Origin of the sequence: Oceanobacter sp. 4_MG-2023, from assembly GCF_030689165.1 — a bacterium.
Classification (GTDB): Bacteria; Pseudomonadota; Gammaproteobacteria; order Pseudomonadales; family Oceanobacteraceae; genus Oceanobacter.
Genome location: NZ_JAUYVV010000004.1, coordinates 103007 through 128459, shown reverse-complemented (window position 1 = coordinate 128459; position 25453 = coordinate 103007). Strand labels below are relative to the sequence as shown.

The 25453-nt window shown below is 51.8% G+C and carries 16 protein-coding genes; 14 read left to right on the top strand and 2 right to left on the bottom strand.

The annotated features are described in order from the left end of the window. Positions 1-147 precede the first annotated feature (147 nt). Positions 148-1554: an FAD-binding oxidoreductase gene (locus Q8W24_RS05145; RefSeq protein WP_303433906.1), complete on the top strand. Its 1407-nt coding sequence runs from the start codon at positions 148-150 to the stop codon at positions 1552-1554. A gap of 79 nt (positions 1555-1633) precedes the next feature. On the opposite strand, the gene Q8W24_RS05140 is transcribed toward Q8W24_RS05145, so the two are convergent. Then, entirely contained in the window at positions 1634-3994 is a 2361-nt protein-coding gene (locus Q8W24_RS05140; protein WP_305414430.1) for a penicillin-binding protein 1A, read from the bottom strand. A gap of 280 nt (positions 3995-4274) precedes the next feature. Between Q8W24_RS05140 and Q8W24_RS05135 the strand changes: the two genes are divergently transcribed. The 12 genes from Q8W24_RS05135 (at position 4275) to hemE (ending at position 22459) form a co-directional block, all read left to right on the top strand. Then, on the top strand, positions 4275-5381 hold the full coding sequence (locus Q8W24_RS05135; RefSeq protein ID WP_368501389.1) for a pilus assembly protein PilM: 1107 nt from the start codon (positions 4275-4277) through the stop codon (positions 5379-5381). Beyond that, complete coding sequence (locus Q8W24_RS05130; protein WP_303433902.1) at positions 5381-5932, top strand: PilN domain-containing protein; 552 nt, start codon at positions 5381-5383, stop codon at positions 5930-5932. Before Q8W24_RS05135 ends, Q8W24_RS05130 begins: the two co-directional genes overlap by 1 nt. A 1-nt stretch (position 5933) precedes the next feature. Beyond that, a complete protein-coding gene (locus Q8W24_RS05125; RefSeq protein ID WP_305414427.1) occupies positions 5934-6566 on the top strand; it encodes a type 4a pilus biogenesis protein PilO in 633 nt (210 codons plus the stop codon). Next, positions 6559-7107 carry a pilus assembly protein PilP gene (locus Q8W24_RS05120; protein WP_303433898.1) on the top strand — a complete coding sequence of 183 codons (549 nt, stop codon included), beginning with the start codon at positions 6559-6561 and terminating at the stop codon, positions 7105-7107. Before Q8W24_RS05125 ends, Q8W24_RS05120 begins: the two co-directional genes overlap by 8 nt. A gap of 1 nt (position 7108) precedes the next feature. Beyond that, positions 7109-9211: a type IV pilus secretin PilQ family protein gene (pilQ, locus tag Q8W24_RS05115; protein WP_305414424.1), complete on the top strand. Its 2103-nt coding sequence runs from the start codon at positions 7109-7111 to the stop codon at positions 9209-9211. 3 nt (positions 9212-9214) lie between these two features. Further along, positions 9215-9736 (top strand): shikimate kinase AroK, encoded by a 522-nt coding sequence (gene aroK / locus Q8W24_RS05110; protein ID WP_303433894.1) that lies wholly within the window; start codon positions 9215-9217, stop codon positions 9734-9736. After that, positions 9733-10818, top strand: coding sequence for a 3-dehydroquinate synthase (gene aroB, locus Q8W24_RS05105; protein WP_303433892.1), 1086 nt, complete (start codon positions 9733-9735; stop codon positions 10816-10818). The genes aroK and aroB overlap by 4 nt, the downstream gene beginning before the upstream one ends. Positions 10819-10838: 20 nt before the next feature. Further along, the gene (locus tag Q8W24_RS05100) at positions 10839-12362 is read left to right on the top strand and encodes an SPOR domain-containing protein (protein WP_305414421.1); all 1524 of its coding nucleotides are present in this window, start codon (positions 10839-10841) and stop codon (positions 12360-12362) included. A gap of 181 nt (positions 12363-12543) precedes the next feature. Further along, a complete protein-coding gene (gltB, locus tag Q8W24_RS05095) occupies positions 12544-16992 on the top strand; it encodes a glutamate synthase large subunit (RefSeq protein WP_303433888.1) in 4449 nt (1482 codons plus the stop codon). A 52-nt stretch (positions 16993-17044) separates the two neighbouring features. Then, complete coding sequence (locus Q8W24_RS05090) at positions 17045-18463, top strand: FAD-dependent oxidoreductase (RefSeq protein ID WP_303433886.1); 1419 nt, start codon at positions 17045-17047, stop codon at positions 18461-18463. Positions 18464-18603: 140 nt separating this feature from the next. Beyond that, positions 18604-21315 (top strand): hypothetical protein, encoded by a 2712-nt coding sequence (locus Q8W24_RS05085; RefSeq protein ID WP_305414419.1) that lies wholly within the window; start codon positions 18604-18606, stop codon positions 21313-21315. Positions 21316-21394: 79 nt separating this feature from the next. Continuing rightward, positions 21395-22459, top strand: a complete 1065-nt coding sequence (gene hemE, locus Q8W24_RS05080; protein ID WP_303433882.1) for a uroporphyrinogen decarboxylase — start codon at positions 21395-21397, stop codon at positions 22457-22459. Positions 22460-22577: 118 nt separating this feature from the next. Here hemE and radA read toward each other — a convergent pair whose 3' ends face one another. Then, a complete protein-coding gene (gene radA, locus Q8W24_RS05075) occupies positions 22578-23948 on the bottom strand; it encodes a DNA repair protein RadA (RefSeq protein ID WP_303433880.1) in 1371 nt (456 codons plus the stop codon). A 176-nt stretch (positions 23949-24124) separates the two neighbouring features. Between radA and Q8W24_RS05070 the strand changes: the two genes are divergently transcribed. After that, a complete protein-coding gene (locus Q8W24_RS05070) occupies positions 24125-25396 on the top strand; it encodes an O-acetylhomoserine aminocarboxypropyltransferase/cysteine synthase family protein (RefSeq protein WP_305474598.1) in 1272 nt (423 codons plus the stop codon). Positions 25397-25453 lie beyond the last annotated feature (57 nt).

Sequence of the window (25453 nt, the reverse complement as noted above, 5' to 3'; positions counted from 1 at the left end):
CGGTCGTGCTGTCCGGGGGCGAAAGCTCTCCGAAAAACAGGGCGCATATGATAGCATACGCGGCTTTCAATGTGATCCTCCGTCCGCACCTTCAAATCGATGATTCTTCAGGATGGTGTGACGACTCTTCATATTCCTGGACTGCTCATGACACAACTTACCCAAGATGTCCTTGTTGAACGCCTGGCTGCCATTGTTGGTGCTGACAAGGTCCGCACTGATGCTGATTCGCTGGATAATTTCGGCAAAGACTGGACTCGAATTTACGAGCCTTGCCCCTGCGCGATTGTTTTCCCCAAAACCACTGAGCAGGTACAGCAGATTGTACTGTTGGCCAATGACGTCGGCTTGGCTCTGGTGCCGTCCGGTGGTCGAACCGGTCTGAGTGCTGGTGCCATGGCATCAAATGGCGAGGTGGTTGTGTCGTTTGACTACATGAATCATCTGACTGATTTTAACGCAATTGATCGCACGGTCCGATGTGGCCCCGGGGTGATTACCGAGCAACTGCAAACCTTTGCGGAAGAGCAGGGATTGTTTTACCCCGTCGACTTTGCTTCGGCAGGCTCTAGCCAGCTTGGCGGCAATATCAGCACCAATGCTGGTGGTATCAAGGTGATTCGCTACGGTATGACCCGCGACTGGGTTGCGGGTCTGACCGTGGTGACGGGTAAAGGTGACATTGTTCGTTTGAACAAGGATCTGCTGAAAAACAATACCGGTTACGATATGCGCCACCTGTTTATTGGGGGTGAAGGGACTTTGGGCTTTATCACTGAAGCGACCATGCGCCTGACGCGTCCGCCACAGAATTTGACCGTGCTGGTGCTGGGTGTGCCGGAAATGTCGGCCATCATGAGTGTGTTGCACAAGTTCCAGTCGGGCATCGACCTGACGGCTTTCGAGTTTTTCTCGGATAAAGCGTTGAAAAAAGTGCTGGCTCGCGGTGATGTTCAAGCGCCGTTTGAGACGGAGACGGAATTCTATGCCTTGCTGGAATTTGAAGCCGAGACCGACGACAAGATGAATTTGGCCATGCAGTTGTTTGAGGACTGTATGGAAGCAGGCTGGGTCTATGACGGTGTGATCAGCCAGAACGAAACCCAGGCCGCCAATTTGTGGCGCTTGCGTGAAGATATTTCCGAAACCATTTCACACTGGACTCCGTATAAAAACGACCTGTCGGTGGTTGTTTCCCGAGTGCCTGATTTTCTGCAGGAAGTAGAGGCCGTGGTTGTGGAAGAGTATCCCGACTTCGAGATCATCTGGTTCGGGCATATCGGTGATGGCAATCTGCATCTGAATATTTTGAAGCCGGATGACTTGCCGAAAGAGCAATTTTTCGAACGTTGCGCACGAGTATCAAAACGAGTTTTTGAAATTACCGAACAGTACGATGGTTCTGTATCAGCCGAGCATGGCGTTGGCATGACCAAAAAACCGTACTTGCACTATTCCCGCTCTGCCGCTGAGATCGGGTATATGCAGGCGATGAAGGCTGCTTTTGACCCTAACAACGTGATGAATCCCGGCAAAGTGATTGATATGAATTGATTGGTCAGCTCTGCTGATACAACAATGCCGATCTCATGAATATGGATCGGCATTGTTGTATCAGGCATTCAGTTAAAGGTCAGAACAGCAGCTCTGGTGTGGCATGCAGGCCACCGTTGTCGCCATTGCCTGAATCTGAGTATGTCGGCATCACCATTTCGGTGGGGACATTTTCGGTGCGGAAATATTCGAAAATCGCATCTTCTTGTCCTGGTGCTGCCAGCAGTCCGGATTGAGGATCGATACGGGTCGAGACAATACCGTCAGGCTGTTCCATGGATACCTGTGGTTCGGTTTCGAGGGCGGTAGCCATGTAGTCAATCCAGATAGGTAATGCCGTTGAGCCGCCCAGAGCCCATTTACCCATGCTTCTGGGCTGATCGAAGCCAACCCATACTGTTGTTACCAGGTTCGGATTAAAGCCAGAGAACCAGGCATCCACTTGATCGTTGGTGGTGCCTGTTTTGCCAGCCAGGTCATGACGATTAAGTGCTCTGGCCCGGCGACCGGTACCGCGCTGGATAACATCCTTGAGCATGTTCACCATCAGGAAGTTGGTGCGTTTGTCCATCACCCGTGGAGCCAGGGTTGGTTCAGTGGCTGTTTCTGGCGCTGAGGTAGTGGATGCCTGGTCGTTAATCGTAGCTGCTGGAGCATTGGCTGATGAGTTGTCGCACTGGCGGCAAGCGATTTCCGGAGTGGCAGCAAACAGCTCATCACCGTCGGTTGTGGTGATGCGTTGGATAAAATAAGGCTTCACCGCAAAACCGCCATTTGCCAGCACGGAATAACCTGTGGCCAACTCTATGGGTGATATCGCTGAGGAACCCAGCGCCAGAGACAGGTCGGCGCCAAGTTTGGCTTTTGGAAAACCGAAGCGGGTAATGTAATCGACGGCATTGGCAGGACCGATCTGTTTGAGGATACGGATGGATACCAGGTTCTGGGATTTGTACAGGGCTTGGCGCAAGCGGGTCGGGCCGTAAAACTTGCCGCTGTAATTTTCTGGTCGCCAGGTGTTTTCCAGCCCTGAGTCGTTAAAGACAACCGGGGCATCATTGATGATGCTGGCAGGGGTGAAGCCATTTTCCAAAGCCGCGCTATAAATAAAAGGCTTGAATGATGAGCCTGGTTGGCGATCGGCTTGCAGGACGCGATTGAACTGGTTGCCATCCTGGGAAAATCCTCCGACCAAGGCCTGGATGGCACCGGTGTTTGGATTGATGGATACCAGTGCGCCTTCGACTTCAGGAGGTTGTGCCAGCAGCAATTCGCCATCGCGGTCTTCAAACCAGATTTTCTGCCGTCGGCTCAGACGCTGGGAAGCAGTGGCTGGCTTTTTGCCAACTACGTTGACGCTGACATAGGGGGCTGCCCACTTGATACCCTCAAGAGGTAAAAAGCGGAAACCATTGGCCGTTACCATCCAGGCGCCATCGTCCTTGACGTCCGCGACAATGGCGGGAATCAACCGGCTTTGTGATTTCTGGCTGCGGAGCTGCTGTTGCCAGTCGGCCAGGGTTTCTGGCCAGTTGGTGGCCGGGTCGGCGGTAGTGCTATCAAACCAGTCTGGAAGGTTGTTGGTTGTTGTCTGGTTTGGGCTGACAGCAATGGTGTCGGCAAAGCTCTCTTTCTGACGGTAGCCGTGTGCCCGGTCGTAGTTTAATAATCCACGTTGCAATGCCCGTGTGGCTGCTTCCTGACGGCGAGCATCAACGGTCGTGTGAACAATATAACCATCGGTGTAGGCATTGTCGCCATAGTGTTCAACCATAAACTGGCGCACCATTTCTGCGATATAAGGGGCGGTAATGGCACTGGTTGCACCGTGATAGCGGGCGGTGATTGGCTCAGCGGCTGCGGTTTCAAAGTCTGCCTGGCTGATCATGTTGAGACTGGCCATGCGTGACAGGACGTAGTTGCGTCGATTGACCGCTCTATCCGGGTTGTTGATGGGGTTGGCGGCGGAAGGGGCCTGGGGTAGTCCGGCAATCATGGCTGTTTGGGCCAGGGTTAATTCGTTTATTGCTTTGCCATAATAAACCTGGGCTGCAGCCTCAATACCATAGGCTCGTTTGCCGAGGTATATTTTATTGACATAAAGTTCAAGAATTTCCTGTTTTGTGAGCGTCTTCTCTATTTTTATCGCCAATAGTATTTCAGTGAATTTACGAGTGAAGGATTTCTCGCTGGATAAATAGTAATTCTTGGCAACTTGCATGGTAATGGTGCTACCGCCCGATTTCTTTCTGCCAGTGCGAATTAGTTCCAGCGTTGCTCGTAAAAGTCCTTTAACATCAATGCCGTAATGCTCGTAAAAACCATCGTCTTCCGAGGCGAGCAGAGCATTGACGAATTGATTGGGAATTTGCTCGAATGTAAGGGGAGTCCGGCGTTTCTCTCCGAATTCACTGATCAGCTGGTCGTCGGCGGTGTACACCCTTAACGGTGTTTGTAAGTCAATGTCGCGGAGTTGACGAGGGTCAGGAAGAGTAGGAGTTAGATAAAGGTATATGGCAAGACAAGTTAAACCAGTGCCAGAAACGGCGCAAACGAATAACCAGATAACGAATTTAAAAATCGATTTGAGCGTGATCATAAAGGTATTGAAAATTCCTTCGTATGGTCGGTTATCGGCGGTTGCGGCATTATAAGGCTTTTTTGTCCTTTTTATAGGATTGTGCCTATAATAGCCGCCCAAATATAGAATTAATCTGAACTTGTTATCGCAAGTTCTCGATTTTCAAGGGGATTTTGTTGTGCTGGCGAATCTGTTTGGCAAGAAGGGCAAGGCTCTTCTTGGCGTGGACATCAGCTCCACGTCGGTAAAGGTCCTTGAGTTGAGTCGCAGCGATGCAGGATATCGGGTAGAAGCCTATGCCTCAGAGGCGCTGCCTAACAATGCCATTATGGAACAGAATATCCATAATGATGAAGAAGTGGGCGAAGCGGTCAAACGGGCTTTGATCAAATCCCGTTCCGGGGCAAAGCGGGCTGCTCTTGCCGTTGCTGGTTCTGCTGTCATTACCAAAACCATCCAGATGAATGCCAATCTGTCCGAATCGGAAATGGATTTGCAGATCCGTGCCGAGGCTGATCAATATATTCCCTATCCTTTGGAAGAGGTCTCGCTGGATTGGGAAGTACAGAATACAGGTGTGGATGAGACTGAAGCCGTGGCTCAGGTGCTACTGGCGGCCTGTCGCTCTGATACCGTTGAGCGGCGTAAGGATGCTGTTGAGTACTCCGGTCTGGAAGCTGTTGTGGTCGATATTGAAGCTTACTGTACCGAACGGGCATTCGAGCTGATTCGGGATCACCTGGATGGGGATGCCAATGAAGCCGTTGCCATTATTGATATCGGCGCCACCATGACAACGCTCAGTGTCCTGCATAATGGTGTGTCCATTTATACTCGTGAGCAGCTCTTCGGTGGCCGTCAGTTGATTGACGATATTATGCGGCGTTACAGTCTGTCCGAACAGGAAGCAGCGGCAGCACGTGATGGCGACGGTTTGCCTGGCGACTATGAAGATGAATTGTTGGAGCCGTTCCGTAACGCCGTTGTTCAGCAAATCAGCCGATCCCTGCAGTTTTTCTTTTCATCCAGCCAGTTTAATGAAGTCGATTGCCTGGTACTGGCTGGAGGGACCGCGACTCTGGCTGGCCTGGTCGACAAGGTTCAGGAAGATATGGGCTTGCCGACGGTGGTTGCCAACCCTTTTCGGGATATGTCGGTGTCATCGAAGGTGAATGTCAAATTACTGAGTAACGATGCGCCTTCTTTACTGGTTGCCTGCGGGTTGGCGATGCGAGGTTTTAATTAATGGCCAATATCAACTTATTGCCTTGGCGTCAGGAACTCCGCAAGGAGAAGCAACAGCAGTTTATCAGTATTATTGCCGTGGTTGCTGCGATTGCTGCAGGATTGGTCTGGATGGTAAGCAGTTACTACGACAGTGAACTCAGTAACCAGCGGGGACGTAATTCTTTCCTGTCGCAGGAAATTTCCAAGCTGGATAAAAAGATTGTCGAAATCAATGAGCTGACGGCAACACGGGAACAGCTGATTGAACGTATGGAACTGATTCAAAACTTGCAGGGTAATCGCCCGGTGATTGTCCGGCTGTTTGACGAGTTGGCGCGCTCCGTCCCTGAAGATCTGTATTATACCAGTCTGTCCATCCAGGGAAGTCGGGTTAACGTCAAGGGTGTTGCCAAGTCCAATAACCGTGTGGCGGCACTGATGCGTAACTTTGATGAATCTGAATGGTTTGCAGACCCGGCGTTGTTGGGAGTTAAAGCCGTCGCGAATGGCAGTAACGTGTTTGAGGTATCTGTCCGGCGGGTAGAGCCTCAAAGCAGTGAGGAGCCTTGATATGGCCAAGCAAGGATTTGATTTCAAGGCATGGGCTGGCAAGCTGCAGGAACTGGACGTCAATGATCTGAACGAGATTGACTGGGAGGATATGGGCTCCTGGCCGACACCCGGCAAGGTCGTTTTCTGCTCGTTGATCTTTGTTGCTGTATTGGTTGCCGGATATTTCCTGTTGGTGAAGGATTCGGGCGAGCGTTTGCAGCAAGAAGCGTCCAAAGAAGTTCAACTAAAAAAAGATATTGAGAAAAAAGCGTACCGTGTTGCCAACCTGGATGCTTACAAGGAGCAGTTGGCAGAAATGCGGGACAGCTTTGGATCATTGCTGAAGCAGTTGCCCAAGGATACCGAAGTGCCTGGCCTGATTGATGATATCAGTGCTGCCGCCTTGGGTGCCGGGTTGAAACTGAACGCGATTTCACCACAAAAAATGGTCAATACCGAGTTTTATAACGAGTTGCCGATTCGTATCGAGGTCGATGGTGGCTACCATGAAATGGGAGCGTTTGTTTCCGGTGTGGCTGCCTTGCCCCGGATTGTAACCCTGCATGATTTTGCAATCAGCTCTGCCAAAAAAGACGGATTATCCATGACCATTCTGGCCAAGACGTATCAGTATGGAGGTGGTGATGAATAAGCATTTATGGCTGCTCGCCATGGGCGTGTCGATGCTGCTGTTGCAGGGGTGTTCGCAGTCTGCGAATACTGCCGATTTGCAGCAGTTTGTCAGTCAGGCATTGGCCAAGCCCCGGGGGCGAATAGAACCTATTCCGGTATTCAAGCCTTACGAGTACTTCAGTTACAGTGCGGCTGGGCTTCGATCCCCTTTTGAATTGCCCGTTGTTGTTGACAGTACACTGCAGTCTGCCCAGGCATCGAGTAATGTACGTCCTGACTTTGACCGACCCAAAGAACATCTTGAGCAATTCCCACTGGGCCAGTTGACCATGGTTGGTACGATGGCCGGAGTCGATGGCGTCTTGTGGGCTCTGGTCAAGGACGGTAGTGGCAGTGTTGTACGAATAAAGCGTGGCTATTACATGGGCCAGAATCATGGTCGGGTAATAACGGTATCCTCAAACAGGCTCAGTCTGATCGAGATCGTTCCTAATGGTCTTGGCGGCTGGATAGAACGCCCTAAAACAATTGCTCTGGAAGGAATAGGCGGAGATAACTGAAATGAATCTTTTAAATGCTGTACGCACTCTGGGCCGTACCTGGGTTGCAGCTTTGCTGATGCTTCAGGCCGGCCTGTCTTCCGCTGCCGTACTGAACGATATCGCTTTTTCATCACTTCCCGGTGATGTAACAGAAATCAGCCTGACATTTGACAGTGCGCCGCCGGAAATCAGTGGTTACACCATTGAAAAGCCAGCCCGTATTGCCATTGATATGCCTGGTGTTGTCAGTGCCTTGAAAACAAAACGCCACCAGATCGGTGCTGGTAATGCCCGGTCGGCGGTTGTGGTCACTACCCAGGATCGTTCCCGGTTGGTGATTAATCTGTCTCGTATGGTTGCTTATACAACCAGTTCCAATGGCAATCTGTTGCTGATTCGTGTGGGAGCCAGTAATGAAGGGCAAATGACTATAGAAAGTCAGTCGTCTTTGCTGGGCGGGGCGCCGGCTTCGGCAGGGATGAATGAGCTGAAAGTGGTCAATGTTGATTTTCGACGTGGCGAGCAAGGCGATGGTCAGGTGCAGATCATGTTGAATGATGCCAAGGCGGCCGCCAATATCCGCAGGGAAGGATCAAAAATTATCGCCGACCTGTCTGGGGTTCGTTTGCCTAATGAGCTGAGCCGTCGCCTGGATGTGACTGACTTTGCTACTCCGGTTCAGTATGTGGACGCCAAGGATCATGAAGGTGGCACGCGCATTGTAATTGAGCCTGTCTCGGATGATTTTGAATACCTGGCTTATCAGACCGATCGTTTATTGTCGATTAACGTGACCAATCTGCCAGAAGAGGCGGCGGAAGAGCGTAAGAAAAAATTCCCGTTCACGGGTGAAAAACTGTCACTTAATTTCCAGAATATTGAAGTCCGGGCGGTACTGCAGCTGATTGCAGATTTTACCGGCCTGAATCTGGTCGCCTCGGATACGGTGCAAGGGAGTATTACTTTGCGGCTGCAAAATGTGCCGTGGGATCAGGCGTTGGACCTGGTATTGAAAACCAAGGCGCTTGGTAAACGTCAGCTGGGATCTGTACTGTTGATTGCACCGGCTGAAGAAATTGCTGCCCGTGAAAAAATAGAGCTGGAAGCTGTACGTCAGGTGGAAGAGCTGGCTCCGCTGGTGCAAGAGTTCATGCAGTTCAAATATGCCAAGGCGGCGGATATCGCAACGATCCTGACTTCTGACCAGGGGCTATTGTCTGAGCGCGGTACTGCTGTTGTGGATGAGCGTACCAATACGATTCTGATGAAAGATACCGCCTCGAATCTGGAAAAAGTACGTGAAGCTCTGGTAATGCTGGATGTGCCGGTGCGACAGGTATTGATTGAAGCCCGGATCGTGGCGGCATCGACGGCAGTTGGTGAAGAGCTGGGTGTCACGTGGGGTGGTGGTTACTATCAGGATAATGGCTCCAACTGGGTTACTGCCGGTGGTAGTCAGCAAACCATTGAGGATACCAACCAGATTCTGTTTGATCGGGCATCCGGTGATGATGCCAGCGCATTGGATCTGGATTCAGCCAATATCGTTGATTTTGGGGCAACCAGCTCATCGGCTTCGACCTTTGCCATTGGTTATCAGACTGTCGATTATCTGCTGGATCTGGAGTTGTCAGCGATTGAGACTGATGGTCGGGCGGAAATTGTTTCCCAGCCGCGGGTGATTACTGCCGATGGACAAACTGCCTTTATTGAATCCGGTACCCAGATTCCATATGAAGAGTCAACGTCCAGTGGTGCGACCAGTGTGACCTTCAAGTCGGCAGTATTGCGACTGGAAGTGACACCTCAAATCACGCCGGATGATCGTATTATCATGGATCTGGTCATTAATCAGGACTCGGTGGGGGAAGATACTTCGGCCGGTCCGACGATTAATACCAATGCGGTACAGACTCAAGTGCTGGTAGATAATGGCGAAACTATCGTATTAGGTGGTATCTTCCGTTCTGAAGAAGTCAGGTCGGTCAGCAAGACGCCTTTCTTCGGGGATTTACCATTAATTGGAGCCCTGTTCCGTTACTCTAGCGTTTCGGATGACAAGAGCGAGTTACTTGTTTTCATCACGCCGAAGCTGGTGAAGGACTCCTTCAGCGCCAGATAGTCTATGCCGTCCGAACAATCGATTTTTCTAATAGGGCCAATGGGAGCGGGTAAAACCACCATTGGCCGTTTGCTTTCCAGCGAGATGCATCTTGAATTTGTCGATTCTGACAAATTTATCGAGGAGCGTTGTGGTGCCAATATTCCCTGGATCTTTGATATGGAAGGGGAAGCGGGTTTTCGTGATCGCGAAGAGCAGGCAATAGATATCCTCACGCAACGCCAGGGTTTGGTTCTGGCGACGGGTGGTGGTGCTGTTATGAGGCCTGTTAATCGTCAGCATCTCGGAGGACGTGGCATTGTGGTGTATTTATGCACTTCCGTTGAGCAACAAATAGCCCGTACCTCAAAGGACAAAAATCGCCCTCTGTTACAAACAGCCAATCCAGCACAAGTGCTGCGAGAGTTGTTCCGCAAGCGTGACCCTCTGTATCGAGAAGTTGCCCACATCGTATTACAAACCGACCAGCGTAATCCTCGCTGGGTCGTCAATGAAATAAAAAAACGTATTAAGGCCCTGTCATGATTACATTGACCGTAGAGCTGGCTGAGCGCAGCTACCCAATTTACATTGGTTCAGGGCTGTCCGCGACGCCAGAACTATTGACTCGTCATATCCGTGGTAAACAGGTCATGATTGTTACCAATACTACGGTCGCGCCACTGTATCTGGATATGGTCAGGCAGATGCTGGATGGCTATCAGGTTGACAGTGTTGTTCTCCCTGATGGTGAGCAGTACAAAAACCTGGAAACACTGAATCTGATTTTTGACGCCTTGCTGGAGCAAGGACATAACCGCACCACAACCCTGCTGGCATTGGGAGGTGGCGTGATCGGTGATATGTGTGGTTACGCGGCCGCCAGTTATCAGCGCGGGGTTGATTTTATTCAAATGCCGACCACGTTACTGTCACAGGTAGACTCTTCTGTTGGTGGTAAGACGGGCGTTAACCACCGCCTCGGTAAAAACATGATCGGTGCTTTCTATCAACCGCAAGCAGTCTTGATCGATACCGATACGCTGACAACTCTGCCATCTCGGGAAGTGTCGGCAGGCATGGCTGAAGTGATCAAGTACGGTCTGTTGGAAGACGTGGAATTTTATCACTGGATTCAGCAGCATGTTGATGGACTGATGGCTGGAGATGGAGCTTTGCTGGCACAGGCGATTCACACCTCTTGCGCTTGCAAAGCCCGTGTCGTGGCTCAGGATGAGCGTGAAGGAGGCATTCGCGCCATATTGAATCTTGGTCATACCTTCGGACACGCGATTGAGTCCCATCAGGGTTACGGCCAATGGTTGCATGGCGAAGCCGTGGGTACCGGGTTGTTGATGGCGGCGGATCTTTCGTGTCGTATGGGAGCCATATCGAGTGCAGACGTTGCTGAACTGAAGGCACTACTCATCCGCAGCTCTCTTCCGGTATTGCCTCCGGAAAATATGAGCGAAGAGGATTTTTTATCGCGGATGAGTCTGGATAAAAAAGTACTTGATGGTCGTATCCGACTGGTATTGTTACGCCGAATTGGACAAGCCTATATCACCTCAGATATAGACCGGACGCAGCTTTGCCAGACACTGGCAATGGCCGCATTAAACGGTTAACCCCAACGCACGGAGGCCATATGGTATCGCCACTTTCTCAGGCGCCGGGTCAGGATATTTATGCGTCACCGGCCCGTTATCTCGAGCTGATTTGTCACCTGAGTTGCTATTCCCCTCTGATGATGCTGATCCGGTATCAGTCCGAGGCAGATGGAGACTCGCTTGCCGCTGCTGTTGCCCGGCATTATGCGGATTCCAGTCTGGTGTTGCCCCTCGTGGCCGAGGATTTGCAGAAGACCCGGACACTGATTGGCCAGCTGGCAGGGGCTCTGGGGGTGACCAAGCTGCCTGTTGATGAAGTGGTGGCGCGAGAGGTGTTGCTGGAGCAGGCACGTATCCGTGCGGAGACGGCCGACCCGCTATTGGTTATTGTCTCCCGGGCGGAGAGACTGCCTGCCGAGATGTTGCTGGCATTGTCCCAGTTTGCCTTGATGTCATCCCATGCTATTTCCTTTTGTCTGTTTGGACGTGAGGGCTTTGATGACGGCTTGAAAGAAGGCCCTGCGAGCGCGTCCATGTATCGTATTTCCTTGTTGGCATCTGAGGGGGCGCCCGAGCCTGAAGCGGCCATGCAAGCTGTTGCTGATACAAATTCCGGGGTGCAACAATCATCCGTAAAATCACCCAAGCCAGCAGAATCAGTAGCGCTGCCCAAGCGAGCAGAGCCATCCAGGCCAGCAGAACCGTCCAGGCCAACAGAACCATCCAGTCCAGTGGAGCCGGTCGCGACTACAAAGCGAGAGCCAGGATTCACAACAAAGAGTGATTTTGCAGACCTGCAGCTGGATGGTATCGACTTGAGCTCAACCAGCTCGCGCTCCTCTGCTCCATCATCGTCCAGCAGCAGGCGCTTTGATTGGCGCTTGCCGAACCTGAGTCAGCTGGATACCAATGCGTTGTTAAGTCAGCTGCGCTCGCCGCTGGCACTCGCCTTTATGGCTGCCATTCTGTTGATCTTCATCGTTATCGGATTGTTGTCAGGAGGAGATGAAGACAGTGCCGTTGCCACCACGGTACTCCAGGTGCCAATGCCACCGGTGATTGCCCGGCCTGAAGCTGATTTGGCAGCAATGCCTGCAGAGGATTTACCTGTGCCTTCACAGGCCAGCAGGAATCCGACAAACTCCAGTAGTCAGAGTGCAGTCGCTGGTCGAGCAGACACATCAGCGGTCGTCTCTACGCCGGCCACAGCAGCGGCAGTTTCTGCGCCGCAGGCGCCGGTAGAGAAAGCATCGGTATCACGGCTATCCGGCTATCCGGCCTGGTTTGCCAAGGACAACGCCTGGGCAGTTCAGCTGCTGGGGACTTCCGAGCAACAGGGCGCGCGTGACTTTGTTACCAAGTGGCAGTCCGGAGCGGATGGCAAGCTGGTCTGGTATCGTAGCCAGAGAAATGGCCAGCCCTGGTATGTGGTGATTGCGGGAGCATTTTCTTCTCGGGAAGATGCGGCGGCATGGGTCAAAAAACGGCCAGCTGGCTTAAAAACAGACTCTCCCTGGATTCGGGAAATGAGCCAGATTTCCCCTTCAGTTGAGCCCCGATAAGCGGCTTTTCAGCCAGCCGTTTGTGATCGTTACTGGCCTGCTGGCCGGGGCATATTTGTTAGAGGACGCCTGGATGTGTAGAATGAGCGTCCTTTTGTCTCTATGTTGCTCAAATTTTGAGCACTCGGCTGTTCCCAGCCGCAAATAATTTTAATAGCATTTTTTTGGTGAGAGCTGTTCTATGAGAACTGGTCTGTATACTCCAGGCGATTACAAAGACAACTGTGGCTTTGGTCTGTTGGCTCACTTGAAGGGCCAGCCAAGTCATGAGCTGTTGAAGACGGCTATCCAATCCCTGACTTGCATGACGCACAGGGGCGGTATTGCGGCTGACGGTAAAACAGGTGATGGCTGTGGGCTGTTGCTGCAGAAACCGGATTCGTTCCTGCGTGCAGTGACTCCGGAAGTGGGCATCGACTTACCCGCTCAATATGCAGTAGGCATGTTGTTTGTGGATCTTGATGACGCCATTTGCGCAGAACAACAAGCGGCGGTAGAAAAAGCAATCAAAGACCAAGGCCTGACAGTGCTAGGTTGGCGTACCGTGCCAACCAACAATGACTGCCTGGGTCCGATGGCCGTAGACTGCTTGCCTCGTTTCGAGCAAATTTTTGTCTCCAGTGAGACAGAAATGACGGATGCCGAACTGGACGTAAAACTTTTTTATGCCCGACGTTACGCAGAAAAGTCCCTGACCCAGTACCCGGATTTTTATATCGCCAGCCTGTCATCCCGAGTGCTGTCGTACAAAGGCCTGACCATGCCGGTCGACCTGCCGAATTTTTATCTGGACCTGGGCGACGAGCGCCTGGAAACCGCAATCTGTGTTTTCCACCAACGTTTCTCAACCAATACCATGCCTCGCTGGCAGTTGGCGCAGCCGTTCCGCATGCTGGCGCACAATGGTGAAATCAATACCATCCAGGGTAACCGCAATTGGGCCAACGCTCGCTCCAGCAAGTTTGTCAGCCCGTTGCTGCCCAACCTGATGGACTTGTCCCCGGTGGTGAATACGACGGGTTCGGATTCGTCGTCGATGGACAATATGCTGGAATTGTTGACCACGGGTGGCATGAGCCTGTTCCGTGCGTTACGGATGATGATTCCGCCAGCATGGCAAAATGTTGAAACCATGGATGCCGACTTGCGCGCATTCTACGAATACAATTCCATGCATATGGAACCATGGGATGGCCCGGCCGGGCTGGTCATTACAGATGGTCGTTACGCGGTCTGTGGTCTGGATCGTAACGGCTTGCGTCCGTCGCGCTGGGTCATTACCAAAAATGACTTTATTACCGTGGCATCTGAAGTGGGTGTGCATGACTACTTGCCACAGGATGTTGTGGCGAAGGGGCGGGTTGGACCTGGCCAGATCCTGGCAATCGATACCGAACAGGGTCGACTACTTAAAACCGATGACATTGATAACGCCCTGAAGGCCGAATTTCCTTACAAAAAATGGCTGCGTGAAAACGCCATTCGTATCGAAAGCGAACTGTATTTACAGAAAGCGGGCTTTGACCCCATTGCCGGTGAAGAGCTGGACTGCCAGCAAAAACTGCACCTGATTACCAACGAAGAGCGTGACCAGGTCTTGCGGCCCATGGGTGAAGAAGGTCAGGAAGCGACCGGCTCCATGGGTGATGACACCCCGATGGCGGTACTGTCATTGCGTGTTCGGCATGTCGCAGATTACTTCCGCCAGCAGTTTGCCCAGGTAACCAACCCGCCTATCGATCCGTTGCGAGAAGCGATTGTGATGTCGTTGGAAACCTGTGTTGGTGCAGAGAAGAATGTCTTTGAACAAACACCGGATCACGCCAATCGTATTATTCTGACGTCGCCTGTGCTGTCGCCATTAAAATTCATTGGCCTGACCAATCGTGCATCGGATGCTTTCCGGCATATCACCCTGTCGATGGCATTTGATCCGGAGATCGGTTTGCAGCAAGCGGTTCAGAACCTGACGCTGGCGGCAGAAAAAGCGATACAGGATGGCTACGTTATCCTGATTCTGAGTGACCGCGATGTGGTCAGGGATCAAGTACTGATTCCTGCCGTGATGGCAACTGGCGCGGTGCATCATCATCTGGTGCAAAAAGGCCTGCGTACCAACGGCAATATCGTGGTTGAAACCGGTGATGCCCGTGATGCGCACCATTTTGCCGTGCTGCTGGGTTTTGGTGCGACAGCTGTTTACCCATGGCTGGCGTATACCGTTCTGACCGACTTGCACCGTTCGGGTGAATTGCTGGGCGATCCGCTTAAATCGCAGCAGAATTACCGCAAGGCGATTCGTAAAGGCCTGATGAAAGTCATGTCCAAAATGGGCATTTCTACCGTCACGTCTTATCGCGGATCGCAGTTGTTTGAAGCGATTGGCCTGAGCCGGGAAGTGGTTGATTTGTGCTTCTGTGGCGTTACCAGCCGTATTGGTGGAGCAACCTTCTCTGACTTTGATGAAGACTTGCAGCTGATTGCGAAAAACGCCTGGAAAGCACGTAAGAAAATTGACCAGGGTGGTTTGCTGAAATACGTCCATGGCGGCGAATATCATGCGTACAACCCGGATGTGGTGAAAAACATCCAGACAGCCGTACAGCAAAACAGCCAGGCAGCCTACGATCGTTTTTCCGAGCTGGTGAATACTCGCCCGGTAGCGACCATTCGCGACTTGCTGGGATTCCGTAAAGGTATCCAGCCAATTGATATCAGCGAAGTTGAGCCGGTAGAGAAACTCTTCACACGTTTTGATACTGCGGCCATGTCGCTGGGTGCTCTATCGCCAGAAGCTCATGAAGCGCTGGCGGAAGCCATGAATGATCTGGGCGGTCGCTCCAACTCTGGTGAAGGGGGTGAAGACCCTGCTCGTTATGGCACTCGCAAGAACTCCAAAATCAAGCAGATTGCTTCCGGACGTTTTGGGGTGACCCCCGCTTATCTGGCCAGTGCCGAAGTGCTGCAGATCAAGGTTGCCCAGGGTGCCAAGCCAGGAGAAGGTGGCCAGTTGCCTGGTGGCAAGGTCAACGACCTGATTGCCACGTTACGGTATTCCGTACCGGGTGTGACGCTTATTTCGCCACCGCCTCATCACGATATTTACTCCATCGAAGATTTGGCTCAGCTGATCTTTGACCTGAAGCAAGTAAATCCAACGGCTCTGGTTTCGGTCAAGCTGGTTTCTGAACCCGGTGTTGGCACCATCGCTGCCGGTGTCGCCAAGGCCTATGCCGACCTGATTACCATTTCCGGTTACGACGGTGGTACTGCGGCATCACCGCTGACATCGATCAAGTACGCCGGTTCGCCATGGGAACTGGGTTTGTCCGAAGCGCATCAGGCCCTGCGTGCCAATGACCTTCGAGGCAAGGTACGGGTACAAACGGATGGTGGTTTGAAATCCGGCCTCGACGTTGTCAAGGCGGCTATCCTGGGTGCAGAGTCCTTTGGTTTTGGCACTCTGCCCATGGTCGCGGTTGGTTGTAAATACTTGCGTATTTGTCACCTGAACAACTGTGCGACCGGTGTTGCCACCCAGAACGATGACTTGCGTGAGAAGCACTATATCGGCACCGCCGAGATGGTGAAAAACTACTTCTACTTCCTTGCTGAAGAAGTACGCGGTTTGATGGCTCAACTGGGGGTTCGCAGTCTGGACCAGCTGATTGGTCGTACGGAGTTGTTGGAAATGCTGGAAGGTAAAACCGGCAAGCAACGCCACCTCGATCTGACGCCGATTCTGGTCAATGACCAGATTCCAGAAAATAAACCCCATACCGTTGAGGTCGAGCGTAACGCACCGTATGACGAAGGTTTACTGGCTGAACGTATGGTGGAAGAGATTCTGCCAGCGATTGAAGCCAAAACAGGTGGTGAATTCGATTTTGTGATTACCAACTGTGACCGTTCGATCGGTGCTCGCCTGTCGGGTGAAATTGCCCGTCGTTACGGCAATCAGGGTATGGCAGACAAGCCAGTACGTCTGAGCCTGAAAGGTGTGGCAGGTCAGTCCTTTGGTGTCTGGAATGCCGGTGGCCTGCAAATGGTATTGGAAGGTGACGCCAACGATTATGTCGGTAAAGGCATGACAGGTGGCAAGCTGGTTATTTTCCCGCCCAAGCGCTCCGAATTCAAAACCAACGATACCTCCATTGTGGGTAATACCTGCTTGTATGGGGCAACTGGCGGTAAACTGCTGGCAGCAGGTCGTGCCGGTGAGCGTTTTGCGGTGCGTAACTCTGGTGCTCATGCCGTCGTCGAAGGAACTGGGGATCACTGCTGTGAATATATGACCGGTGGCATGGTCTGTGTGCTGGGTGAAACCGGTTACAACTTTGGCGCTGGTATGACCGGCGGCTTTGCTTATGTGCTGGATCGTAACAACAGCTTTGTTGACAAGTACAATCATGAGCTGGTTGATATTCATCGTATCAGCAATGAAGAAACGGAAGCGCACCGTAACCATTTACGCAGCGTTATTCGTGAATTTGTGGCAGAGACAGGCAGTGCCTGGGGACAAGCAATCCTCGATGACTTTGATGGTTTTATTGGTCGTTTCTGGCTGGTCAAACCAAAGGCTGCTGATCTGCAACAGCTGCTGAAAAACACCCGCGCTCGTCCTGAGTAATCTCACGACGCGACAACAGAATGAGTCCAGGACGAGTATAGAGAGGTTCGAGATGGTACAACGTCTGAACAACAATTTTCAGTTTGTTGAAGTGGGTCGCCAGGACCCGAAGAAAAAAGCAATTTCCACTCGCAAGAAGCAGTTTGTGGAGATTTACGAGCCGTTCAAACAGGCTCAGGTAAACGATCAGGCGCACCGTTGCCTGGCGTGTGGTAATCCATACTGTGAATGGAAATGCCCGGTACATAACTACATTCCCAACTGGCTGAAACTGGCCAGCGAAGGCAACATCTTGGAAGCCGTGGAACTGAGTCATCAGACCAACACGCTGCCAGAAGTATGTGGCCGAGTGTGTCCACAAGACCGTTTGTGTGAAGGCTCCTGCACTCTGAACGACGGGTTTGGGGCAGTGACGATTGGTAATGTAGAGAAATACATTACCGATACGGCATTTGCGATGGGCTGGAAACCGGATATGTCCAAAGTCGTACCGACGGGCAAACGCGTTGCTGTTATTGGTGCGGGTCCTGCTGGTTTGGGTGCGGCTGATGTACTGGTTCGCAACGGTGTTACCCCGGTAGTCTTCGATAAATACCCAGAGATCGGTGGCTTGCTGACCTTCGGTATTCCTGAGTTCAAGCTCGAGAAAACCGTCATGTCCAACCGCCGCAAGGTATTTCAGGAAATGGGCGTGGAATTCCGCCTGGAGACCGAAGTAGGCAAGGATGTGGACTTCCAGAGCATCATCGACGAATTTGATGCCGTCTTCCTCGGCATGGGCACTTACAACTACATGAAAGGCGGTTTCCCTGGTGAAGATCTGCCCGGCGTGCACGATGCGCTGGATTTCCTGATCTCCAACGTGAATCGCAACCTGGGCTTTGAAAAAGATGCGGCTGATTTTATCAGCATGAAAGGCAAACAGGTGGTTGTGCTGGGTGGTGGTGATACAGCCATGGACTGTAACCGCACCTCCATCCGCCAGGGCGCTGCGCGTGTCAGCTGTGCCTATCGTCGCGACGAGAAAAACATGCCAGGCTCCAAACGTGAAGTGACCAATGCGCGAGAAGAAGGCGTAAAATTCCTCTTCAACCGTCAACCGGTTGCTATCATCGGCGAAGATAAAGTCGAAGGCGTCAAGGTGGTGACAACCGAAATGGGTGAGCCTGATGAAAACGGCCGTCGCCGTCCTCAGGTAGTGGAAGGGTCTGAAGAAATCCTGCCTGCGGATGCGGTGCTGGTTGCTTTTGGCTTTCGTCCAAGCCCTGCGCCCTGGTTCAAGGACTTCGGCATTGAAGTGAACAACTGGGATGGTGTTGTTGCACCAGAAGGCCAGGAATTCAAACATCAAACGACCAATCCGAAGGTTTTTGCCGGAGGTGATATGGTTCGAGGATCTGATTTGGTCGTCACGGCAATATACGAGGGTCGCCAGGCTGCTGAAGGTATTCTTGACTATCTGGATGTCTGATAAATTCTGTTTTTGTGACAGAACGTAGAAAACGCGGCATTAGCCGCGTTTTTTGTGTATGGCTGTTGTTCGTATGTAAATGTTATCCTTCCCGACCTGTTGTGAAATCGTCTGGAACTGCCCGAAAGGAGCTTGTCGTTATGTCATTGCGCGATTTGTTGTTGCTGGTTTTGTTTGCTGGAACCTTGTCTGCGTGCGGAGGAGGAGAGTCTGTTGCGGACGCTAGCGCAGGAGATAGCAGTTCAGATGACACCGACGATACCGACGACACAGATGATAGCGATGATTCGGATCTTACAGAAGAGACGGTGATTGAAGCATTGGGAAATGGTACTGGTGCTGATTTTGAGGAGGGTGCTATCGCCTCGTCGGAAGATTATGTGCTTGTTGGCGGCAGTGTTACATTGACCATCGATGGTGTTGATCAGAATGACAGTAATTCATCACTGACCAGCGACAGTTATTACTACACTTTCACATCTGACTGCTCCTTGGGTTTGTTCTCCATTGCGTCTTCCTACACCAGTACGGGGTCTGTTTCTTCTACCTATCGCAACAAGGGATGTAGTGGTGGTGATACCATTACAGCAACGCTGTATTCTGATGCATCTTCCAGTACTGAGCTGGCAACTGCTACGGTGTTTGTCAGCACGGACTACCCGTCCCTGGGGACCGATAGCGGTATTTCCTTTACGGAAGGGCAGCTGGAAGGTGACCTGGAAATCTCCGACGAAGACAGTACCGACCTCTCTGTGAATATTGTTAATCCATTGTCTTCCAATGCGCTGGTGACGGACGATAGTTATATCATTGAATGGTATAGCGATTGTGCTGATGGCGAGTTTTCTGTATCGCGTGAAACCAATTCTGATGGGACTTTCAGCACCAGTTACAATGCTGACTATACGACCTGTCCTGGCGACAATAACCTGACGCTACTGTTGTTTGGTGATACGGATACCGAATGCAGTCTTACGGATACCGACAGCTGTTATGTTGTCATGACGTCGGTTGTAACTGTTGAACAAGGGGTTGAACCTAAATTAGGTGTGCTTGACGATGATGAGTTCTATACCGAGTTGCTGGTGAATGGTATTCGTGAAAGTGAATATGGTGATGATCCAACTTCGGAAAACGTCAGTGACGAGCTCAAGTTATCTGCGGGTGGCACCATGCTGATCACCGCTAATATTGTTGATGATAATGATGATGACAACTTGGCTACAGGTACAACCTATGGTGTCAGTCTGGAATCCAGCTGTGTCGAAGATGGCACAGCTACTCTGGATTCGGATGAAAAAACAACAACGACGGGTACGGTAACTTTTACCTATACTGCGAATGGCTGCCTGGAAGACGCTTTCTCGGCCAATCTTTACTCTGTTGAAAGTGGAGAGCTGGCGACTCAGCTTAATGATGATGAAGTCACTGGTATTATTTTTATCCAGTCTGCAGAAGTTGGAGCGATTACATTCACCAGTGTATCGGAACCCTATATCTCACTGAAAAATATTGGGGATGCGGTACTGCCAAAGCAGAGTACTGTCACCTTTACTGTGGTGGATAAGCAGGGAGAAGTTGTTGAAGGTCAAGAAGTCTCCTTTGAATTGACCAATACAACGGGGGGAATCACACTTGGTAGCGGAGAAGTAACTGACTCCGACGTAACAGACTCCAGCGGTCAGGTTACTGCAATTATTAACTCCGGGACATCACACGCTGTGACATCGGTTCGTGCAACGACGGAAACCAGCGATGGCACATCCATCAGCACAACCTCTCAAGCAATTTCAATTACGACTGGTATTGCCGACCAGGACAGCTTTGATATTGCCGTCGATATCTTTAACCCCGGAGCGTATGCCACAAACGGTACTGAAGTATCAGTGACTGTATACGCAGCCGACCAGTATCAGAACCCGGTTGCTGATGGCACTGTTGTGAACTTTACTGCGGAAAGCGGCACGATTGAATCTTACTGTGTGACCACCACAGGTACGTGCTCTGTCACCTGGTACAGCAGTGGTGTTCGTCCAGGAAAGCATGAAGCCAGCCTGGATAGGGTGAACGAAATTGATCCTCAGGGACGGGTATATGACGGCTTTATTGAGGATAGTGACTGTGCGAGCACTGTATGTGGTATGACTACGATCACTGCCTACACCGTAGGTGAATCCAGTTATACCGATACCAATGGTAATGGTACTTTTGATGTTCTGGATGATACCGGCGCTGAACCTTATGTTAGCTATCCGGAAGCTTTCCGTGACGATAACTGGAATGAAGCGCTGGATACCAATTCTGATGGTCAGGTAGTTGAGGCTTTTTTCGACTTTGATACCGATGGGGCTTACGACGAGGCACCAACCGTCTTTCAGGGACTCGTCTGTTCAGACTCTGCTATTAATGCTGATACTGCAGGTGAAAGTCACTGCGACTCCTTGATGCATGTACGGGATAGTATCCGGATCGTTCAGAGTTATGCCGAAGCGCCGAATATGCGCTTCTATACATATGATGGCACCTCATTCACCGAGACCAGTGCCAGTGAGATTACACTCGTTGATGGCGGTGAGTTCTATGTATTGCTACAGGATTGGAATGGCAATGCTCCTGCTAATGGAACTACCTTGTCAGTTGAAGGCGATGGTTATGAAATCTATGGTTCTTCAGGTACGGTGAGTAATTCGATAGGTCTTCTATATGGAGAAACCTATAACGACCTAGCGACTACTGGCTTACCTAGTTATGGCATGCTTTATTATGTGTCATTCAAGGAAGAGGATGAGCCTGAATCCATTACCGTTACAGCAACGTATGGGGATTTGGAAAAATCCGTAACCATTGATTAGTCGACATCGCAAATCAGTCTGACTTGAGGAATTCTGCTATCATCCGTCGCTGGTACACTTCCAGCGACGGATGATTTGCATGGACCCAGTTAAAAACGACCGCTTTCTCAAGGCGCTGCTGCGCCAACCAGTTGATCGTACCCCCATATGGATGATGCGTCAGGCCGGACGTTACCTGCCTGAATATCGCTCCAGTCGGGGAGAAGCCGGCGACTTTATGTCGTTGTGCAAAAATCCCGAATTGGCCTGTGAGGTAACGCTTCAGCCTCTGGAGCGCTTTCCGCTCGATGCCGCTATTCTGTTTTCCGATATTCTGACCATTCCGGATGCCATGGGCCTGGGCCTGTATTTTGAAACAGGGGAAGGACCGCGTTTCAAAAAGGTTATCCGTACCGCCGCGGATGTTCAGCAGTTGAAGGTTGTGAATACCGAGTCCGACTTGAATTACGTCTTGAAAGCGGTGACGACCATTCACTCTGAGCTGAATGGCCGTGTACCTCTGATCGGTTTCTCCGGCAGTCCCTGGACATTGGCAACCTATATGGTTGAAGGTGGCTCGTCGAAGGACTTCCGTCATGTGAAAGCGATGATGTACGACACGCCGGAAGTCATGCATCAGCTGCTGGATGTGCTTGCCAAATCGGTGATTGATTATCTTAATGCCCAGATTCGGGCCGGAGCCCAGGCGGTACAGATTTTTGATACCTGGGGCGGCAGTCTGAGTGATGTGGCGTATCAGGAATTTTCGCTGCGCTATATGCGTCAAATTGTAGAAGGCCTGACGCGGGTGTATGACGGCCAGCAGATTCCTGTGATCCTGTTTACCAAAGGCGGAGGGCAGTGGCTGGAGTCGATGGCTGACACCGGAGCCGATGCCTTGGGGCTGGACTGGACAACCGATATGGGTCAGGCGCGTCAGCGTGTTGGCAGCAAGGTTGCGTTGCAAGGCAATATGGACCCATCGGTGTTATATGCCTCGCCTGCAACGATTCGTGCCGAAGTTAAACGTATTCTCGATAGCTATGGTTATGGTACCGGGCATGTTTTTAACCTGGGTCACGGTATCCATCAGTTTGTGGACCCTGAACGAGCCAAGGCTTTTGTTGAAGCGGTGGTTGAGTTAAGCCCGGCGTATCACGGCTAGACCGACGATAATGACGACAATAGAGATGCGAGTTTATCTCTGTTGCTGCCCGCCAATCCTTGATTGTGCGGGCCGTCCGGTTGTCTGGCGAAGCGACTGAGCGTGATTTGTATCTGTGTCAGATATTTTCCAGTGCTTGTTGCAAGCGCTCGACACCAATAACCGTCATGCCCTCCGGCATGATTTTGGGCATATTGGCTTTGGGTACAATCGCCCGCTTGAAACCATGTTTGGCCGCCTCCCGAATCCGCTCCTGCCCCGAAGGTACCGGGCGGATTTCGCCGGATAGCCCCACTTCCCCAAAGACAATCATATCCTGTGGTAATGGCACGTTGCGGAAGCTTGACAGGGCCGCGAGCAATAGCGCCAGGTCGGCACTGGTCTCCGACACCCGGACACCGCCAACCACATTGATATAGACATCCTGATCCCCCAGATGAATGCCTCCATGACGATGCATGGCCGCGAGCAGCAGGTTTAACCGGTTCTGGTCGAGACCAACAGCAACCCGCTTGGGCTGGCCAAAATGACTGTCGTCGACCAGCGCCTGAATCTCGATCAATAAAGGCCGGGTGCCTTCCCAGATGACCATCACGGCACTGCCGGGTGACGGCTCGTCACTGCGACTGAGGAAAATGGAGCTGGGGTTTTTGACTTCTTTCAGGCCACTGTCCAGCATGGCAAACACCCCCAGCTCGTTAATCGCACCGAACCGATTCTTGATGCCTCGCAGGGTGCGATAACGGCTGTCGTTGGAGCCTTCCAGCATGATGGAACAATCGATCATGTGTTCGAGTACTTTGGGCCCGGCCAGAGTACCGTCCTTGGTGACGTGTCCGACCAGCAACAATACGGTGTTGGTTTGTTTGGCAAAGCGGGTCAGCATGGCAGCGCTTTCGCGTACCTGAGAGACACTGCCGGGGGCGGAATCCACGCCTTCGACATGCATCACCTGAATCGAATCAATCACCACTACTCGGGGCTGATGCTGTTGCAGGGTCTGGATCAACTGTTCCACGCTGGTTTCACTGAGCATATTGAGCTGATCCATCGGCAAACCCAGACGGCGTGCGCGCATGGCAACCTGCTGCAGGCTTTCTTCGCCGGTGACGTATAACGCCGGCATCTGACGGGCGAGATTACACATGGTTTGTAGCAGCAAGGTGGATTTGCCAGCACCGGGATGACCACCAATCAGAATGGCGGAACCCGGTACCAGGCCACCACCCAGTACCCGGTCAAATTCCTGCATCCCGGAACTGAACCTGGGGACTTCATCGAGATTGACCTGATCCAGTCGCTGGATACCGGTTTGTCCGGCGGCACCTGCGTATCCACCCAAACCCGCACCTCGAGCCGGGGTTTTGGCGGCTGTAACGACAAATTCCTGCAGTGTGTTCCAGGCGCCGCACCCCGTACATTGACCTTGCCATTTGGAATGATCGGTACCGCAGTCGGCACAGACATAAGCGATTTTTTTCTTGGCCATAACGGGGTCCGGTTTCCGGTAAAACAAAGTAGTGAAACAAAGAATAGAGCGAGTTTACGGCGGGGCGGAGTGAATGCAAGGGCGCGCACCGTGGGCGGCCGGTCACTATGGCAAGCCGCCGCATCTTGTTACACTGACATCTTTACGCTAAAGCTGACAATGAGGATTTTTCGTCCATGAAAATAGAAACACAGGCGATTCATGCAGGGTTCAGTGAAGACCCGACGACACGTGCGGTTGCGGTGCCCATTTATCAGACCACGTCATACAGCTTTCGCGATACCCAGCATGGTGCTGATCTGTTTGATCTGAAAGAGCCGGGTAATATTTATTCCCGTATCATGAATCCGACCAATGCGGTTCTGGAAGAGCGTCTGGCAGCGATGGAAGGCGGTATCGGCGCGCTCTGTCTGGCATCCGGCATGGCGGCAATTACTGCCGCGATTCAAACCTTGGCGCGGGCTGGTGATAATATCGTCAGTGTCAGTCAGCTTTATGGCGGTTCCTATAATCTGTTTGCCCATACTTTTCCGCAGCAGGGTCTGGAAGTGCGCATGGCTTCCGGTGACGATGTAGCAGCGTTGGAAGCTCTGATTGATGACAACACCAAGGCACTGTTCTGCGAATCCATCGGCAACCCGGCTGGCAATATCGTAGACCTGCAAGCACTGTCCGATATGGCGCACAGGCACGGACTGCCGGTGATTGTTGATAATACCGTGGCGACACCGTATCTGTGTCGGCCGTTTGAGTTCGGTGCTGATATTGTGGTGCATTCCCTGACCAAATACATTGGTGGTCATGGAACGACACTGGGCGGCGCCATTGTCGATTCAGGCAAATTCTCATGGAAAGATAACCCGCGTTTCCCGCACTTTAATGAGCCAGACCCGTCGTACCACGGTGTGATTTATACTCAGGACATGGGTGATGCTGCCTTTATTGCCCGTGCCCGTGTGGTGCCTCTGCGTAATATGGGTGCTGCCTTGTCGCCGATGAGTTCCTTCCTGTTGCTGCAGGGGCTGGAAACCCTTGCCCTGCGGATGGATCGCCATGTCGAAAACGCCCAGCAAGTGGCTGAATATCTGCATAATCATCCACAGGTCAGCTGGGTCAATTATGCCGGATTGGAGAGCAGCCCCTATTACGAAGTGGCTCAGAGAATGACCCAAGGGAAGCCGTCAGCGATTCTCAGTTTTGGTATCAAGGGCGGGGCAGAAGCCGGAACAAAATTTATTGATGCACTGCAGCTGATCAAGCGGCTGGTCAATATTGGTGATACCAAAAGCCTGGCCTGTCATCCGGCAACGACCACGCACCGGCAGCTGAATGAAGAAGAGCTGGCGTCTGCGGGTGTCAGCAAGGACCTGATCCGTCTGTCGATTGGTATTGAGCATGCCGGCGATATTATTGCTGATATCACTCAGGCGCTGGATGCGGCAGGTTAAACGGTCACTGCATGCAAAACCTGCCCAGGCGAATGCCTGGGCTTGAAGGAGAAAAGA

Excerpts from the sequence above, each read along its gene's own strand:
- Q8W24_RS05145 (WP_303433906.1), top strand. The coding sequence starts at position 148 with ATGACACAACTTACCCAAGATGTCCTTGTTGAACGCCTGGCTGCCATT.
- Q8W24_RS05130 (WP_303433902.1), top strand. The coding sequence starts at position 5,381 with ATGGCCAATATCAACTTATTGCCTTGGCGTCAGGAACTCCGCAAGGAG.
- Q8W24_RS05125 (WP_305414427.1), top strand. The coding sequence starts at position 5,934 with ATGGCCAAGCAAGGATTTGATTTCAAGGCATGGGCTGGCAAGCTGCAG.
- Q8W24_RS05120 (WP_303433898.1), top strand. The coding sequence starts at position 6,559 with ATGAATAAGCATTTATGGCTGCTCGCCATGGGCGTGTCGATGCTGCTG.
- pilQ (WP_305414424.1), top strand. The coding sequence starts at position 7,109 with ATGAATCTTTTAAATGCTGTACGCACTCTGGGCCGTACCTGGGTTGCA.
- aroK (WP_303433894.1), top strand. The coding sequence starts at position 9,215 with ATGCCGTCCGAACAATCGATTTTTCTAATAGGGCCAATGGGAGCGGGT.
- aroB (WP_303433892.1), top strand. The coding sequence starts at position 9,733 with ATGATTACATTGACCGTAGAGCTGGCTGAGCGCAGCTACCCAATTTAC.
- Q8W24_RS05100 (WP_305414421.1), top strand. The coding sequence starts at position 10,839 with ATGGTATCGCCACTTTCTCAGGCGCCGGGTCAGGATATTTATGCGTCA.
- gltB (WP_303433888.1), top strand. The coding sequence starts at position 12,544 with ATGAGAACTGGTCTGTATACTCCAGGCGATTACAAAGACAACTGTGGC.
- Q8W24_RS05090 (WP_303433886.1), top strand. The coding sequence starts at position 17,045 with ATGGTACAACGTCTGAACAACAATTTTCAGTTTGTTGAAGTGGGTCGC.
- Q8W24_RS05085 (WP_305414419.1), top strand. The coding sequence starts at position 18,604 with ATGTCATTGCGCGATTTGTTGTTGCTGGTTTTGTTTGCTGGAACCTTG.
- hemE (WP_303433882.1), top strand. The coding sequence starts at position 21,395 with ATGGACCCAGTTAAAAACGACCGCTTTCTCAAGGCGCTGCTGCGCCAA.
- radA (WP_303433880.1), bottom strand. The coding sequence starts at position 23,948 with ATGGCCAAGAAAAAAATCGCTTATGTCTGTGCCGACTGCGGTACCGAT.
- Q8W24_RS05070 (WP_305474598.1), top strand. The coding sequence starts at position 24,125 with ATGAAAATAGAAACACAGGCGATTCATGCAGGGTTCAGTGAAGACCCG.